Origin of the sequence: Pseudomonas sp. NPDC087598 (genome assembly GCF_044743525.1) — a bacterium.
Taxonomy (GTDB): domain Bacteria; phylum Pseudomonadota; class Gammaproteobacteria; order Pseudomonadales; family Pseudomonadaceae; genus Aquipseudomonas.
The window spans coordinates 173,758-192,000 of record NZ_JBIUWQ010000004.1 but is presented as its reverse complement, the minus strand read 5'-3'; the positions used below and the strand labels follow the sequence as shown (position 1 = coordinate 192,000).

The window sequence follows — 18,243 nt, the reverse complement described above, 5'->3', positions numbered from 1 at the left end:
AGGAAGATCACAGCGTTTGGCTCGCCGCCCAGGTTCTTCTCGGAACGCTTGGCAACGTGCTCCAGCGGGTACGCGGCGCGGCTGTTCTGGGTCAGGCTGACATCGGTATAGTCGGCGTGCTTGGCGTCGTCGATGACGACGTTTTCCAGGACTGCACCGTGCTTGATGGCTTTCCAGATGACCGGCTCGTTCTTCTCGGACAAGTCGATGCATTTGGCGTAGCAGCCGCCTTCGATGTTGAAGACAACGCCTTCGCCCCAGCCGTGTTCGTCGTCACCGATCAGGTAACGGCTTTCGTCGGCCGACAGCGTGGTTTTACCGGTGCCCGACAGACCGAAGAACAGGGTCACGTCGCCTTCTTCGCCGATGTTGGCAGCGCAGTGCATTGGCAGCACGTCAGCGGCCGGCAGCAGGAAGTTCTGCACGGAGAACATGGCTTTCTTCATCTCACCGGCGTAACGCATGCCGGCGATCAGCACTTTCTTCTGCGCGAAGTTGAGGATCACGCAACCATCGGAGTTGGTGCCGTCACGCTCTGGCACGCACTCGAAGTTGGCCACGTTGAGGACCTGCCATTCTTCACGACCGGCCGGGTTGTACTGCGCCGGGTTGATGAACAGGCAACGACCGAACAGATTCTGCCAGGCAGTCTGGGTGGTCATTTTCACGGCCAGGTAGTGATCTTCCGCCGCGCCTACATGCACGTGGGACACAAAGTGCTCTTGCGCGTTGTTGAAAGCTTCTACGCGAGCCCACAGTGCATCGAACTTGTCGGCCGGGAACTTGCGGTTGATCGGGCCCCAGGCGATAGCGGCCTGGGTGGAAGGCTCTTCAACGATGAAACGGTCAACAGGCGAACGACCGGTGCGGTGACCAGTGCGAACAACCAGAGCGCCGGTATCGGCAAGCTCGCCCTCACCGCGGTTCAGGGCTTCTTTTACCAGATCATCAACACTCAGATCGGTGTACACGGCGTTATTGGCTTGCGTCATGAGGTTCCCCGTCGGCCAGTGGCCGAGTGTGCTCCAAACGTTTTGTAGTAGAAAGTCGTGCACTACTACCGCGAAAAAAGTGGGCCGGATTATGCCAGAAAAGCCCAAAAAGAGTAGGGTCCTCCCGTCGTAACGGCGATATTCCGTCGTTACGCAGTGAATTTACCTGCGCTGAACCGTTTTAGTGCCGGGTATCTGACGGCGTGTCGACGCCTGCGCCAGCAAACAATTGAGCTACATCGGTCGCATCAAACAGGTAACGCTGGTTGCAGAACTGGCAATCGATCTCGATGTGGCCGCCGTTTTCCACCACCAATGCCTGCGCATCTTCCTGACCCAGACTGACTAGTGCATTGCCCGAACGCTCGCGCGAGCAGCTGCAGTGGAAACGCAGTTTCTGCACGTCGAACAGGCGCACCTGCTCTTCATGGTAGAGACGATGAAGAACGGTTTCGTTGTCCAGGCTCAACAGTTCATCGGCAGTCAACGTGCTGGCTAGCGCAGTGATGTGCTGCCAACTGGCGGCGCGGTCTTCTTCGTCTTTCAAGCGATCGGCGGGCAGTTGCTGCAGCAATAGGCCACGGGCGCGACGACCGTCGGCGAATAGCTGGAAGCGGGTGCCGACCTGTTGCGACATGACGAAATAGTTGGTGAAGCATTCGGACAGGGTTTCGCCGTCAAGATCGACGATGCCCTGATAGCGCTGGCCGACAGTCGGGTCGACGGTGAGGGCCAGTACGCCGTTCGGCATCAAGTCGCCGAGGGTCGCGTCCGCTTTGATCAAGTCGGCGTCATAACGCGCCAGGCCACGGATTTCACGGTCGCTGGAGCACTCGATCATCAGCATCGGGATCGGGCCTTCGGAGCGCGCCTGCAGGATCAACAAGCCGTCGAACTTCAAGGTGCCCACCAGCAAAGAGGCCGCCGCCATCAATTCGCCGAGCAACTGCGCGACCGGTTCCGGGTACGGGTGCTTGGCGAGGACTTCGGCGTAGCTGCGCTCCAGCGCGACCAGTTCGCCGCGCGTGTCGCTGTCATCAAAGATGAAGCGTTGGGTGTAATCGGTATCCGGTAGGTCGGTCATAGGTCTGGGTATCTGAATGAGGTGACAAAATGGTTACAAAGAATGAAAATTTGCGCTTCTTGGCACTTTTTTTGGTGCCGACTGTTTAGCCATGGGAGGCATTTTATGAACAATCCGGGTTTGTTCCAATCCAGGTGGAACCTCGGCCGGCTGGTTCTGTGCAACGTGGTGCCATTGGCGCTGCTGGCTTTCTGGTTATGGCCTACGGGCAACGCGCTGTGTGTGTTTTTCGACGAGTGGCTGTTCCGCTCACTCAACGCACCACTGGCCAGCAACCCGATATGGCTCCACATCTGGGCAATTGCAAGTCTGCGTCCGTTCGACATTGTGGTTGGCGTGATTCTGCTGACGCTGTTGATCAAGGGCGACTGGGTGTTCAAGGCGATTGACGTGCGTCGCGCCTTTTTCGGATTTTTCTCGATCCTGCTGTTGATGGTGGTGATCCGCACGCTGTTTTCCAAGTTCGCCGACCACATGGACTGGCAGCACAGCAGCCCGTCGATGGTGCTTGAAGGCGCGGTGCACATCAGCGACTACTTCCCACATCTGGAGAAGACCTGGGAGCTGAAGGATCGCTCCAGCCAGAGCTTCCCCGGTGACCATGCTTCGGTGCTGTTGATCTGGGCGCTGTTCATGGGCGTGTTCAGCCGTACGGTCGGCCAGTTCCTGGTGATCTGGGGCCTCGCGCTGCTGTTCATGCTGCCGCGACTGGTGGCTGGCGCCCATTGGGGTCAGGACGATTACATCGGCGGCGTGTTGCTGGCGGTGTGGGCGTTGGGCTGGGGTTACTACACACCGTTTGCTTATCACGCCGCGAATTTCTGGCTGAAGGTGACTTCGCCGATCTTCAGTCTGCTGGGCAAATTGCCGCTTGTTTCGCGGATGAGTGTGGTGCGCACCGCAAACTGAGTCCTTGCATCGATCCTGTGGCGAGGGAGCTTGCTCCCGCTGGAGGCCGAAGGACTCCTAATCCATCCACCGTGGTGTATCAAAAATACCGCGTTGGATGGATTTACGACTGCTGCGCAGCCGAGCGGGAGCAAGCTCCCTCGCCACATCGGTGCTTGGCACAACCTACTCGTCGTTGCTGTTCCCACGAAATTTAAACAGATCCCGCCGCTGTTTCTTGCTCGGCTTGCCATCGGTGCTTACGCCCAGGGCACCGGCCTTGCGCATCGCCGCAGCCGCTTCGCGTTTTTCAACGCTTGCCTCGGTTTCTGCATACAACGTCTGCGCCTCGGGTGCGCCTCGACGTACGATCGACAAGGCTTCAACCCTCACCGTACGCACTTCAAAACCGGTACGAATCTCGAACTCATCACCGATTCGCGGCTCCTTGCCCGGTTTGCAGCGCTCACCACGACAATGCACCTTGCCACTCTCGATCGCTGCTTTGGCCAAGGCACGGGTTTTATAAAAACGCGCAGCCCACAACCATTTATCGAGACGGACCTTGTCGTCCTCTTCCTGTTTTTGCGCCATATGAATTCCTCGTTCAGCCAGTAGTCGGAACTGTACTACCGTTTCTGTCGGGCGCAAGAATTCGGCCCTCCAGATAGACTGTGATCTTCGCCGGTTCAGCGGCATGGAGTGATCGAGTGACTAAATTCCCCTCTTCATTAACCTCGCCCAAGGCCGGATGCCAGGGTTGTCAGCAAAGCGAGCCGCTGGGCTTCGATTTTGATTTCGCCTACCAACCTATCGTCGACCTGCGCGACCAGTCGATTTTCGCCAATGAGGCGTTGGTCCGTGGCCTCGCCGGTGAAGGCGCAATGACGGTGTTAGATCAGGTTACAGAAGACAACCGCTACCGTTTCGACCAACTCTGCCGGACCCGTGCCATCGAAGGCGCGGCCAACCTTAATATGCAGACACACTTGTCGATCAACTTCATGCCCAACGCCGTCTATCGTCCAGAGTTATGCATTCGCAGCACCCTGGAGGCGGCCAAAAAGCACAATTTTCCGATCGACCGACTGATTTTCGAAACCCTGGAAAGCGAGCACGTAGATAACTATCGCCATTTGACCAATATTCTGCGTGAATACCGCGAATTCGGCTTCAAGACCGCCATCGATGATTTCGGTGCCGGTTATTCGGGGCTCAATCTGCTGGCTGATTTCCAACCGGACCTGATCAAACTCGACATGGCGCTGATCCGCGATGTCGATCACGACCGTGTCCGTCAGGCGATCGTCCGGGGGATTGTCACAATCTGTGCGGAGTTGGACGTTACAGTCATCGCCGAAGGCATCGAGAGCGCCGGTGAACGGGATTTCCTGGCGGACTGTGGAATATTTCTGATGCAGGGGTTCTGGTTCGCCAAACCTGCATTCAAAGCGTTGGCCCAGGTGTCACCTGAGGCCTGGACGCGTTAATCGTTGGTTTTTTCTATTGAAGACATTTGACCATTTGACCGTTGTCGGTCTGCGCGAGTGGGTGGCGCTCCCGGATTTGGGAGTCGCGGGCCTGCGGGCGAAAATCGACACCGGTGCCAGCACCTCCAGCCTGCATGCCACCGACATCGAGCCGTTCGAGCGCGATGGCGAGAAGTGGGTGCGCTTCACTGCGCACCTGGGCACGGTGGTGCAGTTGCGTCACCGGCGTTGTGAAGCGCCGCTGGTGACGCGCAAAACCATTAAAAGCTCCAACGGCCATGCCCAGGAGCGCTATGTGATCAGCACCACCCTGGCCCTGGGTGATCGGGTCTGGCCGATCGAGTTCACCCTCGCCTGCCGCAAGTCCATGCGCTATCGCCTGCTGCTCGGTTCCAAAGCCCTGATCGATGGCCATCTGGTGGTCAATCCGGGCATCAAATATGTACAAGACAAGCCGGTGTTCCCGGTATCTACCTCCTCCACAGGTGTTGCATGAAGATCGCTGTGCTGTCGCGGAATCCGCGTCTGTATTCCACCCGTCGTCTGGTCGAAGCCGGCACCGAGCGCGGGCATGAAATGGTAGTGATCGATACCTTGCGCGCCTACATGAACATCGCCAGCCACAAGCCGCAGATTCACTATCGCGGCAAACCGCTGGAAGGTTTCGACGCGGTGATCCCGCGGATCGGTGCGTCGGTGACGTTCTATGGCTGCGCAGTGTTGCGTCAGTTTGAAATGATGGGTGTGTTCCCACTCAATGAGTCAGTGGCGATTGCCCGTTCGCGGGACAAGTTGCGCTCGCTGCAGCTGCTGTCGCGTCGCGGCATCGGTTTGCCGGTGACCGGGTTTGCCCACTCGCCGGATGACATCCCCGACCTGATCGACATGGTCAACGGCGCGCCACTGGTGATCAAAGTACTGGAAGGCACTCAAGGCATTGGTGTGGTGTTGTGCGAAACCGCGACCGCCGCCGAGTCGGTGATCGAGGCGTTCATGGGCCTGAAGCAGAACATCATGGTGCAGGAATACATCAAGGAAGCAGGCGGCGCGGATATCCGCTGCTTTGTGGTCGGCGACAAGGTGATCGCGGCGATGAAGCGTCAGGCCAAACCAGGTGAGTTTCGCTCCAACCTGCATCGCGGCGGCAGCGCCAGCCTGATCAAGATCACCCCGGAAGAGCGCATGACCGCGCTGCGTGCAGCCAAGGTCATGGGCCTGGCGGTGGCGGGTGTGGATATCCTGCGCTCCAATCATGGACCGCTGGTGATGGAGGTGAACTCGTCGCCGGGTCTGGAAGGGATCGAGACCACCACGGGGAAGAATGTGGCGGGGATCATCATCGAGCACCTTGAAAAAAATGGCGGGCCAAACATGACCCGGACCAAAGGCAAGGGCTAACCCCAAGAGATGTGGCGGCTAACCGGCCGCCATCGCGAGCAGGCTCACTCCTACAGTGGACCGCATTCCAACTGAAGGAACTCGGTCAAACTGTAGGAGTGAGCCTGCTCGCGATAGGGCCGTCAGACCCACAGAAGATTCAGCGCTTAAACGGCATCCCGAGGAAGCATCAACCCAAGCGGCAACCGCACCCGCGCTTCCAATCCGCCTCCGGAGCGGTTGCGCAACTCAACATTGCCGCCATGCATCGAAGCAATCCGCTTGACGATTGCCAGCCCCAACCCGGTGCCCTTGCCACCCCGCGCCCGATCCCCTCGGGTAAACGGGTTGAAAATCGCCTCAAGCTCGGACGGATCGATTCCCGCCCCTCGGTCCATCACGCTCAGCACCACATACGGTGCGCTGACATCACCGGACACATAGGCCGCGACTTCCACACTGCTGCCAGCATGGTTCAAGGCGTTGCCGATCAAGTTGTTCAACAGGCGTTTCATCGACACCCGACGCAGCGGAAACGGCTGGATCGGTTCAAGGCGCAAGCGCACTTTCTCTTCGTTCTGGTTGTACGGTGCTGCCACCTCACGCACCAGATCGCTGAGATCGACCTCTTCCACCGACTCATCACGACCGTCGCGGATGAACGCGAGGAACTGGTCGAGAATCGCGTCCATGTCTTCGATGTCGCGCACCATGTCGTCGGTCAGGTCGTTGCGGTCGCCCATCAACTCCAGCGACAGCCGCAAGCGGGTCAGCGGCGTACGCAAGTCGTGGGAAACCCCGGCAAGCATCAGCTCACGTTCCCGTCCGGCCTGCTCGACGTCTTCAGCCATCTGGTTGAAGGCACGATACACCTCGGTCATTTCGCTAGGCGTGTCGCTGATCGGCAAACGCACGCTACGGCCCTGACCGAGTTGCCGGGCGGCATAGACCAGACGCTTCAAGGGTTGGTTGAGCTGACTGACAAAAATCCACGCCGAGGCGGTCGACAGCAAACCGATCGCGAGGAACCAGCCGAGCACGTTCCAGATTTTCTGGCCACGCAACGGATGCGGATACAGCGGGACTTTCAACCAGCCATCGCCCAGGCTCGGCGCGCGAACCCACAGCGCCGGCGGCGAGTGCATGCGTAAGCGCACTTCAGTGTCCGCACCGAGTTCCGCCTGCATTTGTCGTTGGTAGATTTCGCTGTACGGCCAATGCTGTTCGCCTTCCGGTACGCCGGCGCCCACTACCCGGATAAGGGTCGCGGCATCAGCGATCTTCGCGCGATTTTCTTCGTCAGCGGCCCAATAGGCGCGCAACGTCAAGGCAACGCCGTGGCTGTATTGACGATCCACCAGCACGTCCTCGTTCATCAACAGATAAACCAGGGTCAGCGCCTTGGAAAACAGCACGACGATGAGCACCAGCCAGAGGGTGCGGGAGAAAAAACTTTGGGGAAACCAGACGGGGGTCTTCATCAATAACCGCTACACACTTGCAGGAGCGAGCAATGCTCGCATATTGCGGATTGCGAGTCTGTGGGCACGGCCATTCGACCAGCACCCAGCAGACTCGCTCCTACAAATCGCCGATCACTTGGTGGCGGCGCCATCCGGTACGAACACGTAGCCCACGCCCCAGACAGTCTGGATATAGCGCGGTTTCGACGGATCAGGCTCGATCATCCGACGCAGACGGGAGATCTGTACGTCAATGGAACGCTCGAGGGCATCCCACTCACGGCCACGGGCCAGGTTCATCAGTTTGTCGCGGGTCAATGGCTGACGCGCGTTCATGACCAAGGCCTTGAGTACCGCAAACTCACCGGTGGTGAGCATGTGCACTTCGTCGCCGCGCTTCAGTTCACGAGTGGCCAGCGACAACACGTAATCACCGAAGGTGACGTTTTCGTCTTCGCTGCCCGGTGCGCCCGGCACCGGTGCGGCCTGACGACGCAGTACCGCTTTGACCCGGGCCATCAGCTCGTCCGGGTTGAACGGCTTGGCCAGATAATCGTCGGCACCCAGTTCCAGGCCCTTGATGCGGCTCATCTCATCGCCCTTGGCGGTGAGCATGATGATCGGAATCTGGTTATTTGCAGCCCGCAAACGGCGGCAGGCGGTCAGACCGTCTTCGCCAGGCAGCATCAGATCGAGTACGACCAGATTGAAAACCTCACGCGACAGCAGACGATCCATCTGCTCGGTGTTCGGTACGGTACGGGCGCGGTAGCCCTTGCTGACGAAAAAACGTTCCAGCAGGCTGCTCAGCCCCGGATCGTCGTCAACGATGAGAATTTTTTCGCCTTCAGCAGTTTGTGCAGTGCTGCTCATTGGATGCTCCTTTTAGCTCGGCGCGCATTATGGCGTAGCTGCCGTTATACGCACCGTGTGCATTGTTAGCAGATTTTTCCTTCACTGCCAGAAAACCGGGGTTTATGCCTACAGACTGCAACGCCCCCGAATGACAGAACGCTGGTTATAATGCGCGGCGTTTTGTGCCAGGCAACGTCTGAATCGTTACCGCAGGTGGCAGGCCTTTTTTTCCTGCCCGGCGCAGTAATTGTTCGATTTCACGGGTCAATGGGCTGCCTTTTGACCCAGGCAGCGGCAATCTTCAAGCCGCTCAACCAGACTCCGGGCCTTTATTTCCGTGCCTGCGAGCCTGCTTTCACAATATGTCAGGTGGTTTTATGGACAGCATCAACAGCCGCATCGCCGAGGAACTCGGCGTACGCCCACAACAGGTCGAAGCGGCCGTCGCGCTACTCGATGAAGGCTCTACCGTTCCCTTCATCGCCCGTTACCGGAAAGAAGTCACCGGCAGCCTCGATGACACCCAGTTGCGTCATCTGGAAGAACGTCTGCGCTACCTGCGAGAACTCGACGAACGGCGCATCAGCATCCTCGCCAGCATCGAAGAGCAAGGCAAACTCACCCCGCAACTTGAACGCGACATCAAACTCGCTGACACCAAGACTCGCCTCGAAGACTTGTACCTGCCGTACAAACAGAAGCGCCGCACCAAGGGCCAGATCGCCCTGGAAGCCGGCCTCGGCGACCTGGCCGACGGCCTGTTCAACGACCCGAATCTGGCTCCGGAAACCGCAGCCGCACGTTTCGTCGACGCCGAAAAAGGCGTGGCCGATGTGAAGGCAGCCCTCGAAGGCGCCAAATACATCCTGATGGAGCGTTTTGCCGAAGACGCCAGCCTGCTGGAAAAACTGCGCAACTACCTCAAGCAGGAAGCCACCCTCAGTGCCCGCGTCATCGCTGGCAAGGAAGAAGAAGGCGCCAAGTTCCGCGACTACTTCGAACACGACGAACCGCTGAAAAGCATGCCGTCCCACCGTGCGCTGGCGATTTTCCGTGGCCGTAACGAGGGCATCCTCAGCTCTGCGCTGAAAGTCGGCGACGAACTGCCGGGCACCATGCACCCGTGCGAAGGCATGATTGGTCAGCAATTCAATATCCAGAACCAGAACCGTCCGGCCGACAAATGGCTCGGCGAAGTGGTGCGCTGGACGTGGAAGGTCAAGCTTTACACGCACCTGGAAACCGACCTGCTGGGCGAGCTGCGCGACGGCGCCGAAACCGAGGCGATCAACGTCTTCGCCCACAACCTGCACGACCTGCTGCTGGCCGCGCCGGCCGGCCCGCGTGCGACCCTGGGCCTCGACCCGGGCCTGCGTACCGGTTGCAAGGTCGCGGTGGTCGACTCCACCGGCAAACTGCTGGATCACGCCACGGTTTACCCGCACGTGCCGCACAACAAGTGGGATCAGACCATCGCCATTCTGGCCGCCCTGTGCGCCAAGCACTCGGTTGACCTGATCGCCATCGGCAACGGCACCGCCAGCCGCGAGACCGACAAACTGGCGATCGAGCTGATAAAAAAATATCCAGCGATGAAAATGACCAAGGTCATGGTTTCCGAGGCCGGTGCATCGGTGTACTCGGCGTCGGAACTGGCGGCCAAGGAATTCCCGGATCTGGACGTGTCGATCCGTGGCGCGGTGTCCATCGCCCGCCGTTTGCAGGATCCACTGGCTGAGCTGGTGAAAATCGATCCGAAATCCATTGGTGTCGGCCAGTATCAGCACGACGTCTCGCAGCTGAAACTGGCGCGTGGCCTCGATGCTGTGGTCGAGGACTGCGTGAACGCCGTCGGCGTTGATGTAAACACCGCTTCGGTGGCGCTGCTGGCGCGAATCTCCGGCCTCAACGCGACCCTGGCGCAAAACATCGTCGCTCACCGCGATGAACACGGCGCGTTCAAGACCCGTGCAGCACTGAAGAAAGTCGCGCGTCTGGGCGAGAAAACCTTCGAACAGGCAGCAGGCTTCTTGCGCGTGATGAACGGCGACAACCCGCTGGATTCGTCGGCCGTTCACCCGGAAGCCTATCCGCTGGTGCAGCGTATTGCCGCTGAAACCGACCGCGATATCCGCTCGCTGATCGGCGACGCCGGGTTCCTCAAGCGTCTGGATCCGAAGAAGTTCACCGACGAGACCTTCGGTCTGCCGACCGTGACCGACATCATCCAGGAGCTGGAAAAACCGGGCCGCGACCCGCGTCCGGAGTTCAAGACTGCCGAGTTCCAGGAAGGTGTCGAAGACCTCAAGGACCTGCAACTGGGGATGATCCTCGAAGGCGTCGTCACCAACGTGACCGCGTTCGGTGCATTCGTCGACATCGGCGTGCATCAGGACGGTCTGGTGCACATCTCGGCGCTGTCGGAGAAGTTCATCAAGGATCCGCGTGAAGCGGTGAAGGCCGGTGACGTGGTGAAAGTGAAGGTCATGGAAGTCGACATTCCGCGCAAACGCGTTGGCTTGTCGATGCGCATGGGCGACACCCCGGGCGAGAAAATCGACGGTGCCCGTGGCTCGCGTCCGGGCTCGGCGCAGCGCCAGCCTTCGAACAACGCGCCACGCAAGGAAACCGCCACTGCCGCACCGGCGAACAATGCGATGGCCTCGCTGTTCGCCAACGCCAAGCAGTTGAAGAAACGCTGATGGAAATTCCGGCCGGGCTCGTCGAGAGCGCGTTTTTCAAGCTGTTGGGCTGCCGCCTGCACAGCCTGGAAACCGGGGTGGCGCAAGTCGCCCTGGGGCTGGAACCGGAACTGCGCAACCGCGGCGGCAAATTGCACGGGGGCGCGCTGTTCAGTCTGGTCGACATTGCCATGGGGCTGGCCTGTTCCAGCGTGCATGGCTTCGATCAGCAGAGCGCGACCATCGAGTGCAAGATCAACTATATCCGCGCCGTCTCGGACGGCGAGGTGCTGTGCACGGCACGGGTGATCCACCCGGGCCGGCGCACATTGGTGGTCGAAGCCGACGTGATGCAGGGCGACAAACTGGTCGCAAAAGCGCAAGGCACGTTCGCTGTCCTGTAGCTACTGGTCATCAATTTGAGTTAATTTCGGCGCAACGAATCCTGTGGGAGCGAGCCTGCTCGCGAAGTGGGTGTATCAGCAATGAAGATGTTGGCTGACACACCGCCTTCGCGAGCAGGCTCGCTCCCACAGGGATTGTGCAGTTCTTGACTGACCGGCAAATGGCCTGCCGCTATAAAACCAGGCGAAAACGCCAGTTTCAACTTCACCCTTGTAGACCGTCCTGCCCACCCCCATATTGGGGCGACTGACGCGTGAAGGAATCCAAATTGAGCGAACTTCTCAACCGCCGCCTGGCTCTGCTCGGCGAGCGCGCCAACCTCTCTCTGCTCGAACAGTGCCTTCACGGTATCGAACGTGAATGCCTGCGCGTGACCAGCGAAGGTCGACTGGCGCAAACGCCGCACCCCGAAGCCCTGGGTTCCGCGCTGACCAACGAACAAATCACCACCGACTACTCCGAGTCGCTGCTGGAATTCATCACGCCTGCCCTGCCCGATCCGGCGGATACGCTGGCGAGCCTGGACAAGATCCACCGTTTTGCCTACAGCAAACTCGGCAACGAGTACCTGTGGAGTCCGTCGATGCCGTGCCCGTTGCCGGCCGAGGAAGATATCCCGATCGCCTATTACGGCACCTCCAACATCGGTCAGCTCAAGTACGTCTATCGCAAGGGCCTGGCCCTGCGTTACGGCAAGACCATGCAATGCATCGCCGGGATTCACTACAACTTTTCCCTGCCGGAAAAACTCTGGCCGCTGCTGAAAGAAGCCGAAGGCTTCGTCGGCACCGACCGCGACTTCCAGTCGTCGTCCTACATCGCGCTGATCCGTAATTTCCGTCGCTACAGCTGGCTGCTGATGTACCTGTTCGGTGCATCGCCGGCGCTGGACGCCGGCTTCCTGCGCGGCCGTTCGCACCAGTTGGAACAGCTCGATCCGGACACCCTGTACCTGCCGTACGCCACCAGCCTGCGCATGAGCGACCTCGGTTATCAGAGCAATGCCCAGGCCGGTCTGACCCCGTGCTACAACGATCTGGCGAGCTACACCGACAGCCTGCGCAAAGCCGTGGCCACGCCGTACGCGCCGTACGTTGAACTCGGCACGCACAAGGATGGCGAGTGGGTGCAGCTCAACACCAACATCCTGCAGATCGAAAACGAGTACTACTCCAACATCCGCCCGAAACGCGTGACCTACACCGGCGAGCGGCCGATACAGGCGCTGGTCGCCCGTGGCATCCAGTACGTCGAAGTGCGTTGCCTGGACATCAACCCGTTCCTGCCGATGGGTATCGACCTCACCGAGTCGCGCTTCCTCGACGCGTTCCTGCTGTACTGCGCGCTCAATGACAGCCCGCTGCTGACCAACACCAGTTGCGGCAACGCCACATCGAATTTCCTCAGCGTGGTCAAGGAAGGTCGCCGTCCGGGCCTGCAATTGCAACGTGACGGTCAACCGGTCGAGATGAAGACCTGGGCAGCCGAGTTGCTGGAGCAGATCGCCCCGCTGGCCGCGCTGCTGGATCAGAGCCACGGGGGCGATGCGCACAGCAAGGCGCTGGATGCACAACTGGCCAAGGTCAGCGATCCGTCCCTGACGCCGTCGGCGCAGGTGTTGGCGGCGATGGCAGAGCACAAGGAAAGCTTTGCGCAGTTCTCGTTGCGTCAGAGTCAGGCGCATGCCGAGTTCTTCCGCAGCGAGCCGCTGGCGGCGGATGAACAGGCGAAGTTTGAGGAACTGGCGCGATCTTCGCTGGCGGCGCAGGCTGAGCTGGAGCAGAACGAGGTTGGCGATTTCGACGTGTTTGTCGGGTCGTATCAGGCGAGCATTCTGGCGATCAGTAACTGATCTGTCAGAACACAAACTGTGTGCTGACAGGTTCCTGTGGCGAGGGGATTTATCCCCGTTGGGCTGCGCAGCAGCCCCAAAAGCCAAATACGCGATTTATCTGATACACCGCACAGGAAGGTCTTACGGCTGCTGCGCAGCCGAACGGGGATAAATCCCCTCGCCACAAAAGCGCCAGTTGCCCCTAAGGCTTAGATTTTTCCGCTCATAAGCTAAGTCTAAAAAGTTATTTATTTTCCGATTCTTAGATCATTTAGTCTCCTTTCACGCCGACGCTCGGTCGCCTGATATGGAGCTTCTCAATGAAACTGAATTTCCCGCTTCGCCTGCTGGCCGTGGCCTCTCTGGCTGCAGCGAGCTTTCTGGCCCAGGCTGCCGACCTTACCGTCGCTTACCAGACCACCGTTGACCCGGCAAAAGTCGCCCAGGCTGACGGCGCCTACGAAAAAGCCACCAAGGCCGACATCAGCTGGCGCAAATTCGATAACGGCGCCGACATCATCGCCGCCATCGCTTCCGGCGACGTACAGATCGGCTACCTCGGTTCGAGCCCGCTGACCGCTGCGATTACCCGCAAAGTCCCGGTCGAAACCTTCCTCATTGCCACCCAGATCGGCGCCGCCGAAGCGCTGGTCGCTCGCGACGGGTCCGGCATCAAGACCCCGCAGGACCTGATCGGCAAGAAAATCGCCGTGCCGTTCGTGTCCACCGGTCACTACAGCCTGCTCGCCGCGCTGAAGCACTGGAACATCGACCCGTCGAAAGTCACCGTGCTCAACCTCGCACCGCCAGCGATCATTGCCGCGTGGAAACGCGGTGACATCGACGCCACCTACGTCTGGGATCCAGCCCTCGGCGTGGCCAAGGAAAACGGCAAAGTGCTGATTACCTCCGGCGAACTGGCCAAGTTCGGTGCGCCGACCTTCGATGCCTGGATCGTGCGCAAGGACTTCGCCGAGAAGCACCCGGAAATCGTCACCGCGTTCGCCAAGGTCACTCTCGACGCCTACGCCGATTACCGCAAAGACCCGAAAGCCTGGCTCGCCAACCAAAGCAACGTCGACAAACTGGTGAAACTGTCCGGCGCCAAAGCCAGTGACATTCCGCTGCTGCTGCAAGGCAACGTCTACCCACTGGCGGCGGATCAGGTCAGCGACCTCGGCGCACCGACTACCAAAGCCATCACCGACACCGCCGCGTTCCTCAAGGAGCAAGGCAAGGTCGAAGCCGTTCTGCCGGACTACGCGCCGTACGTCAGCGCCAAATACATCACCAACTGATCGGGAGTTAACTGCGATGGCTTTGCTACAGCTGGAGCGCATCAGCGCACAGTACCCGGGCAGCCCGGAGCCGGTGCTGACGGACATTTCTCTGACCCTGGGGCCTCAGCAATTGCTGGTTGCCCTCGGCCCGTCCGGCAGTGGCAAGACTTCGCTGTTGAACCTGATTGCCGGTTTCGTTGAACCGAGCGCCGGGCGCATCACCCTCGACGGAGTGCCGGTCAAAGGCCCGAGCGCCGAGCGCGGCGTGGTGTTCCAAGACGATGCCCTGCTGCCCTGGCAGGACGTGTTGGCCAACGTCGCTTTCGGTCTGGAACTGGCCGCTGTCGCCAAGGACAAACGCGAAAAAATCGCCCGTGAAATGCTCGCGCTGGTCGATCTTTCCGGTTTCGAAAGCCGCCGTATCTGGCAGCTCTCAGGTGGCCAGAAGCAACGCGTCGGCCTCGCCCGCGCCCTCGCTGCTGACCCGCGCGTGTTGCTGATGGACGAACCCTTCGGCGCCCTCGACGCGTTCACCCGCGAACAGATGCAAGAGCTGTTGCTGCAAGTCTGGCAACGCACGGCCAAGCCGGTTTTCCTGATTACCCATGACATCGAAGAAGCAGTGTTCCTCGCCACTGACCTGATTTTGCTCGCGCCGAATCCGGGGCAGATCGTTGAGCGCCTGCATCTGGATTTCGGCCAGCGTTACGCTGCCGGCGAATCCGCACGGGCGATCAAATCCGACCCGCGCTTTATCGAAACCCGCGAACACGTGCTGAGCAAAGTGTTCTCGCAACGCAGTGCCGTTCAACGGCAGGAGCGCGCATGAGCAGTTACGACGTTTCCGCCCCGGCCGTGAAAACCCCATCGGTAGCGATCCCGGTGCGCCGCAGTCTCGGCACGCGCTGGATCAGCCTGCTGACCTTGTTCGCCTTGCTGGTGATCTGGTGGGCAGTGACCGCCACCGGTTTGATCGAACCGCTGTTCCTGCCGCCGCCGTCGGCCGTACTGCAAAAAGGCTGGTTGCTGGCGACGGCGGGCTATATGGATTCGACCCTGTGGCAACACCTTGGCGCGAGCCTGAGCCGCATCGGTCTGGGTCTTGGCTTCGCAATTCTGACCGCTGTGCCGGTGGGCATCGCCATCGGTGCCAATCGCATCGCCCGTGGCGTGCTGGATCCGCTGATCGAGTTCTACCGCCCGATTCCACCGTTGGCTTATCTGCCGCTGATCGTGATCTGGTGCGGCATCGGCGAATTGTCGAAAGTGCTGCTGATCTATCTGGCGATTTTCGCGCCGATCGCCATCGCCACGGCGACCGGTGTGCGCACGGTTGATCCAGCGAAATTGCGCGCGGCGCAGTCGCTGGGCGCCACCCGCGCACAGTTGATTCGTCATGTGATTTTGCCGAGCGCGCTGCCGGACATTCTCACCGGTGTGCGTATTGGTCTGGGTGTTGGCTGGTCGACGCTGGTCGCGGCTGAACTGATCGCGGCCACCAGCGGCCTAGGCTTCATGGTGCAGTCGGCCGCGCAGTTCCTGGTCACCGATGTGGTGGTGCTGGGGATTCTGGTCATCGCCCTGATCGCCTTCGCCATGGAAATGGGCCTGCGCGCCCTGCAACGCAAACTGGTGCCGTGGCACGGCCAGGCCCACTAAAGCATTTTTTGAATCCCCCCTGTAGGAGCTGCCGCAGGCTGCGATCTTTTGATCCGCTTTTTAAAAGAACACATCAAAAGATCGCAGCCTGCGGCAGCTCCTACACGGTGTTTATCTGGAATTGAAGAGAAAGACCATGAGCAGCCTGAACATCACCCCTTTAAGCTCGGCCCTCGGCGCACAGATCAGCGGCGTCGACATCAGCCAGCCGTTGAGCCTGGAACACCGCGACGCCATCGAGCAGGCGCTGCTCAAATACCAGGTGCTGTTCTTCCGCAACCAACCGATCGAGCCGCCGCAACAGGCGCGTTTCGCCGCGTATTTCGGCGACCTGCACATTCACCCGATCTACCCGAACGTGCCGGAGCAGCCAGAAGTCTTGATTCTCGACACCGCCGTCACCGACGTGCGCGACAACGCGATCTGGCACACCGACGTAACGTTCCTGCCGACGCCGGCGATGGGCGCGGTGCTCAGCGCCAAGTTGCTGCCGGAGTTTGGTGGCGACACGCTGTGGGCCAGCGGGATTGCTGCGTATGAGGCGTTGTCGGCAGCGATGAAAGGCTTGCTCGAAGGGCTGACCGCGACTCACGATTTCACCCGCTCGTTTCCGCTGGAACGCTACGGCAACACGCCTGAAGCACTGGCGCAGTGGGAAGAAGCGCGGCGCAAGAATCCACCGTTGTCACATCCGGTGATACGCACGCACCCGGTAAGCGGACGGCGTTCGTTGTTCGTCAACGAAGGCTTCACGTCAAAGATCAATGAGCTGTCGGAAACCGAGAGCGAGGCGATTCTGAAGTTTCTGTTCGCCCACGCGACGCGGCCGGAATTCACCATTCGCTGGCGCTGGCAGAAGGATGATATTGCGTTCTGGGACAACCGCGTGACACAGCATTACGCGGTGGATGATTACCGCCCGGCGCGGCGGGTGATGCAGCGGGCGACGGTGTTGGGAGATGTGCCTTTCTTCCGCTAAGTGCCCAGGTTTTCATTGTATCCACCGGCCCTTTCGCGAGCAGGCTCGCTCCCACAGGAATGCGCATTTCAATGTGGGAGCGAGCCTGCTCGCGAATGCTGAGGGACAGGCGCCGACTAATCCGGCACCAGTTACTTATTCCGCCGTCGAAGGCTTCTCCCAAAGATTGATCCCGCCCTCTTGGGCAAACCGGTCAATCTCCGCCAATTCTTCAGCACTGAAGCTCAGGTTCTTCAACGCCCCGACGTTCTCGATAATCTGCTCCGGCCGGCTCGCGCCGATCAGTGCCGAGGTCACCCGTGGATCACGCAGCGTCCACGCCAGCGCCAGTTGCGCCAGGCTCTGGCCGCGACGTTTGGCGATTTCATTCAAGGCACGAACGTGTGCGATGTTCGCCTCGGACAAGTGCGAAGCCTGCAACGATCCGCCGCCCGGGCGATTGACCCGCGCATCTTCCGGTACGCCATTGAGGTATTTGTCGGTCAGCAGACCTTGCGCCAGCGGAGTGAACGCGATCACGCCCGTACCGAGTTCATCGGTGGTGTCGAGCAGGTCTTTTTCCACCCAGCGGTTGAGCAGGTTGTAGGCGGGTTGATGGATCAGCAGCGGCACTTTCCACTCTTTGAGCAGCGCCGCCATCTCACGGGTTTTCACTCCGGAATACGAGGAGATGCCGATGTACAGCGCCTTGCCCTGCTGCACCGCCGTGGCGAGGGCGCTGGCGGTTTCTTCCAGCGGGGTGTCCGGGTCGAAGCGGTGCGAATAAAAGATATCTACATAGTCCAGACCGAGGCGCTGCAGGCTCTGGTCGAGGCTGGCCAGCACGTATTTACGCGAGCCACCGCCCTGGCCGTAAGGGCCAGGCCACATGTCCCAACCGGCCTTGCTGGAGATGATCAGTTCATCGCGGTATTGCTTGAAGTCTTCGCGCAGCAGTCGACCGAAATTGATTTCGGCACTGCCATACGGCGGGCCATAGTTGTTGGCCAGATCGAAGTGGTTGATGCCCAGGTCGAACGCGGTACGCAGCAAGGCGCGCTGGGTATCGATCGGCGTGCTGTCGCCAAAGTTGTGCCACAGGCCCAGCGACAGCGCCGGCAACACCAGACCACTGCGTCCGACGCGGCGGTAAGGGATGGAGTCGTAGCGGTTTTCGGCAGCGGTGTAAGTCATCGAATCCTCTCTTGTCTGTCTTTTGGTCATCTGAAGTCGAACACTTTTGTGGTGAGGGGATTTATCCCCTCACCACAACAGCT

17 protein-coding genes are annotated in these 18,243 nt (G+C 59.9%); 11 read left to right on the top strand and 6 right to left on the bottom strand.

Going from position 1 to position 18,243, the window contains the following annotated elements:
- Window positions 1-992: phosphoenolpyruvate carboxykinase (ATP) (locus ACIOWE_RS04340; protein WP_401387765.1), on the bottom strand; the 992-nt coding region annotated here is incomplete at its 3' end.
- Window positions 993-1,173: 181 nt separating this feature from the next.
- On the bottom strand, window positions 1,174-2,076 hold the full coding sequence (hslO, locus tag ACIOWE_RS04335; protein ID WP_201235979.1) for an Hsp33 family molecular chaperone HslO: 903 nt from the start codon (window positions 2,074-2,076) through the stop codon (window positions 1,174-1,176).
- Between the two features lie 105 nt (window positions 2,077-2,181).
- Here hslO and ACIOWE_RS04330 point away from each other — a divergent pair, with 105 nt between their 5' ends.
- On the top strand, window positions 2,182-2,985 hold the full coding sequence (locus tag ACIOWE_RS04330; RefSeq protein WP_401387762.1) for a phosphatase PAP2 family protein: 804 nt from the start codon (window positions 2,182-2,184) through the stop codon (window positions 2,983-2,985).
- A gap of 165 nt (window positions 2,986-3,150) precedes the next feature.
- On the opposite strand, the gene ACIOWE_RS04325 is transcribed toward ACIOWE_RS04330, so the two are convergent.
- The gene (locus ACIOWE_RS04325; protein WP_401387759.1) at window positions 3,151-3,558 is read right to left on the bottom strand and encodes an RNA-binding S4 domain-containing protein; all 408 of its coding nucleotides are present in this window, start codon (window positions 3,556-3,558) and stop codon (window positions 3,151-3,153) included.
- A gap of 116 nt (window positions 3,559-3,674) precedes the next feature.
- Between ACIOWE_RS04325 and ACIOWE_RS04320 the strand changes: the two genes are divergently transcribed.
- Genes ACIOWE_RS04320 through rimK form a run of 3 tightly spaced genes read left to right on the top strand, consistent with a single transcriptional unit; the run spans window position 3,675 to window position 5,852 of the window.
- Entirely contained in the window at window positions 3,675-4,454 is a 780-nt protein-coding gene (locus tag ACIOWE_RS04320; RefSeq protein ID WP_401387780.1) for an EAL domain-containing protein, read from the top strand.
- Window positions 4,455-4,488: 34 nt separating this feature from the next.
- Window positions 4,489-4,950, top strand: a complete 462-nt coding sequence (locus tag ACIOWE_RS04315) for an ATP-dependent zinc protease (RefSeq protein ID WP_175555634.1) — start codon at window positions 4,489-4,491, stop codon at window positions 4,948-4,950.
- Complete coding sequence (rimK, locus tag ACIOWE_RS04310) at window positions 4,947-5,852, top strand: 30S ribosomal protein S6--L-glutamate ligase (protein WP_007949201.1); 906 nt, start codon at window positions 4,947-4,949, stop codon at window positions 5,850-5,852. Before ACIOWE_RS04315 ends, rimK begins: the two co-directional genes overlap by 4 nt.
- Window positions 5,853-5,998: 146 nt before the next feature.
- Here rimK and ACIOWE_RS04305 read toward each other — a convergent pair whose 3' ends face one another.
- The gene (locus ACIOWE_RS04305) at window positions 5,999-7,312 is read right to left on the bottom strand and encodes an ATP-binding protein (protein WP_103304137.1); all 1,314 of its coding nucleotides are present in this window, start codon (window positions 7,310-7,312) and stop codon (window positions 5,999-6,001) included.
- A 114-nt stretch (window positions 7,313-7,426) separates the two neighbouring features.
- Complete coding sequence (gene ompR, locus ACIOWE_RS04300) at window positions 7,427-8,167, bottom strand: two-component system response regulator OmpR (RefSeq protein ID WP_016986271.1); 741 nt, start codon at window positions 8,165-8,167, stop codon at window positions 7,427-7,429.
- Between the two features lie 359 nt (window positions 8,168-8,526).
- On the opposite strand from ompR, the gene ACIOWE_RS04295 reads away from it, so the two are divergent.
- The 7 genes from ACIOWE_RS04295 to tauD all read left to right on the top strand — a co-directional run bounded on the left by ACIOWE_RS04295 (window position 8,527) and on the right by tauD (window position 16,987).
- Complete coding sequence (locus tag ACIOWE_RS04295; RefSeq protein WP_401387756.1) at window positions 8,527-10,851, top strand: Tex family protein; 2,325 nt, start codon at window positions 8,527-8,529, stop codon at window positions 10,849-10,851.
- Window positions 10,851-11,234 (top strand): PaaI family thioesterase, encoded by a 384-nt coding sequence (locus ACIOWE_RS04290; protein WP_095190566.1) that lies wholly within the window; start codon window positions 10,851-10,853, stop codon window positions 11,232-11,234. Before ACIOWE_RS04295 ends, ACIOWE_RS04290 begins: the two co-directional genes overlap by 1 nt.
- 269 nt (window positions 11,235-11,503) lie before the next feature.
- Window positions 11,504-13,087 (top strand): glutamate--cysteine ligase, encoded by a 1,584-nt coding sequence (gene gshA / locus ACIOWE_RS04285; RefSeq protein ID WP_401387753.1) that lies wholly within the window; start codon window positions 11,504-11,506, stop codon window positions 13,085-13,087.
- A 302-nt stretch (window positions 13,088-13,389) separates the two neighbouring features.
- Window positions 13,390-14,367, top strand: coding sequence for a taurine ABC transporter substrate-binding protein (tauA, locus tag ACIOWE_RS04280; RefSeq protein WP_401387751.1), 978 nt, complete (start codon window positions 13,390-13,392; stop codon window positions 14,365-14,367).
- Window positions 14,368-14,383: 16 nt separating this feature from the next.
- The gene (tauB, locus tag ACIOWE_RS04275; protein ID WP_401387748.1) at window positions 14,384-15,178 is read left to right on the top strand and encodes a taurine ABC transporter ATP-binding subunit; all 795 of its coding nucleotides are present in this window, start codon (window positions 14,384-14,386) and stop codon (window positions 15,176-15,178) included.
- Window positions 15,175-16,008, top strand: coding sequence for a taurine ABC transporter permease TauC (tauC, locus tag ACIOWE_RS04270; protein WP_401387746.1), 834 nt, complete (start codon window positions 15,175-15,177; stop codon window positions 16,006-16,008). Before tauB ends, tauC begins: the two co-directional genes overlap by 4 nt.
- A 136-nt stretch (window positions 16,009-16,144) precedes the next feature.
- A complete protein-coding gene (gene tauD, locus ACIOWE_RS04265) occupies window positions 16,145-16,987 on the top strand; it encodes a taurine dioxygenase (protein ID WP_401387743.1) in 843 nt (280 codons plus the stop codon).
- Window positions 16,988-17,122: 135 nt separating this feature from the next.
- Here the strand turns inward: tauD and mgrA are convergent, their stop codons facing one another.
- Window positions 17,123-18,160, bottom strand: coding sequence for an L-glyceraldehyde 3-phosphate reductase (mgrA, locus tag ACIOWE_RS04260; RefSeq protein WP_201235989.1), 1,038 nt, complete (start codon window positions 18,158-18,160; stop codon window positions 17,123-17,125).
- Between the last annotated feature and the right edge of the window lie 83 nt (window positions 18,161-18,243).

Coding starts and splice junctions, on each gene's coding strand:
- hslO (WP_201235979.1), bottom strand. CDS start 2,076: ATGACCGACCTACCGGATACCGATTACACCCAACGCTTCATCTTTGAT.
- ACIOWE_RS04330 (WP_401387762.1), top strand. CDS start 2,182: ATGAACAATCCGGGTTTGTTCCAATCCAGGTGGAACCTCGGCCGGCTG.
- ACIOWE_RS04325 (WP_401387759.1), bottom strand. CDS start 3,558: ATGGCGCAAAAACAGGAAGAGGACGACAAGGTCCGTCTCGATAAATGG.
- rimK (WP_007949201.1), top strand. CDS start 4,947: ATGAAGATCGCTGTGCTGTCGCGGAATCCGCGTCTGTATTCCACCCGT.
- ACIOWE_RS04305 (WP_103304137.1), bottom strand. CDS start 7,312: ATGAAGACCCCCGTCTGGTTTCCCCAAAGTTTTTTCTCCCGCACCCTC.
- ompR (WP_016986271.1), bottom strand. CDS start 8,167: ATGAGCAGCACTGCACAAACTGCTGAAGGCGAAAAAATTCTCATCGTT.
- ACIOWE_RS04295 (WP_401387756.1), top strand. CDS start 8,527: ATGGACAGCATCAACAGCCGCATCGCCGAGGAACTCGGCGTACGCCCA.
- ACIOWE_RS04290 (WP_095190566.1), top strand. CDS start 10,851: ATGGAAATTCCGGCCGGGCTCGTCGAGAGCGCGTTTTTCAAGCTGTTG.
- tauA (WP_401387751.1), top strand. CDS start 13,390: ATGAAACTGAATTTCCCGCTTCGCCTGCTGGCCGTGGCCTCTCTGGCT.
- tauB (WP_401387748.1), top strand. CDS start 14,384: ATGGCTTTGCTACAGCTGGAGCGCATCAGCGCACAGTACCCGGGCAGC.
- tauC (WP_401387746.1), top strand. CDS start 15,175: ATGAGCAGTTACGACGTTTCCGCCCCGGCCGTGAAAACCCCATCGGTA.
- tauD (WP_401387743.1), top strand. CDS start 16,145: ATGAGCAGCCTGAACATCACCCCTTTAAGCTCGGCCCTCGGCGCACAG.
- mgrA (WP_201235989.1), bottom strand. CDS start 18,160: ATGACTTACACCGCTGCCGAAAACCGCTACGACTCCATCCCTTACCGC.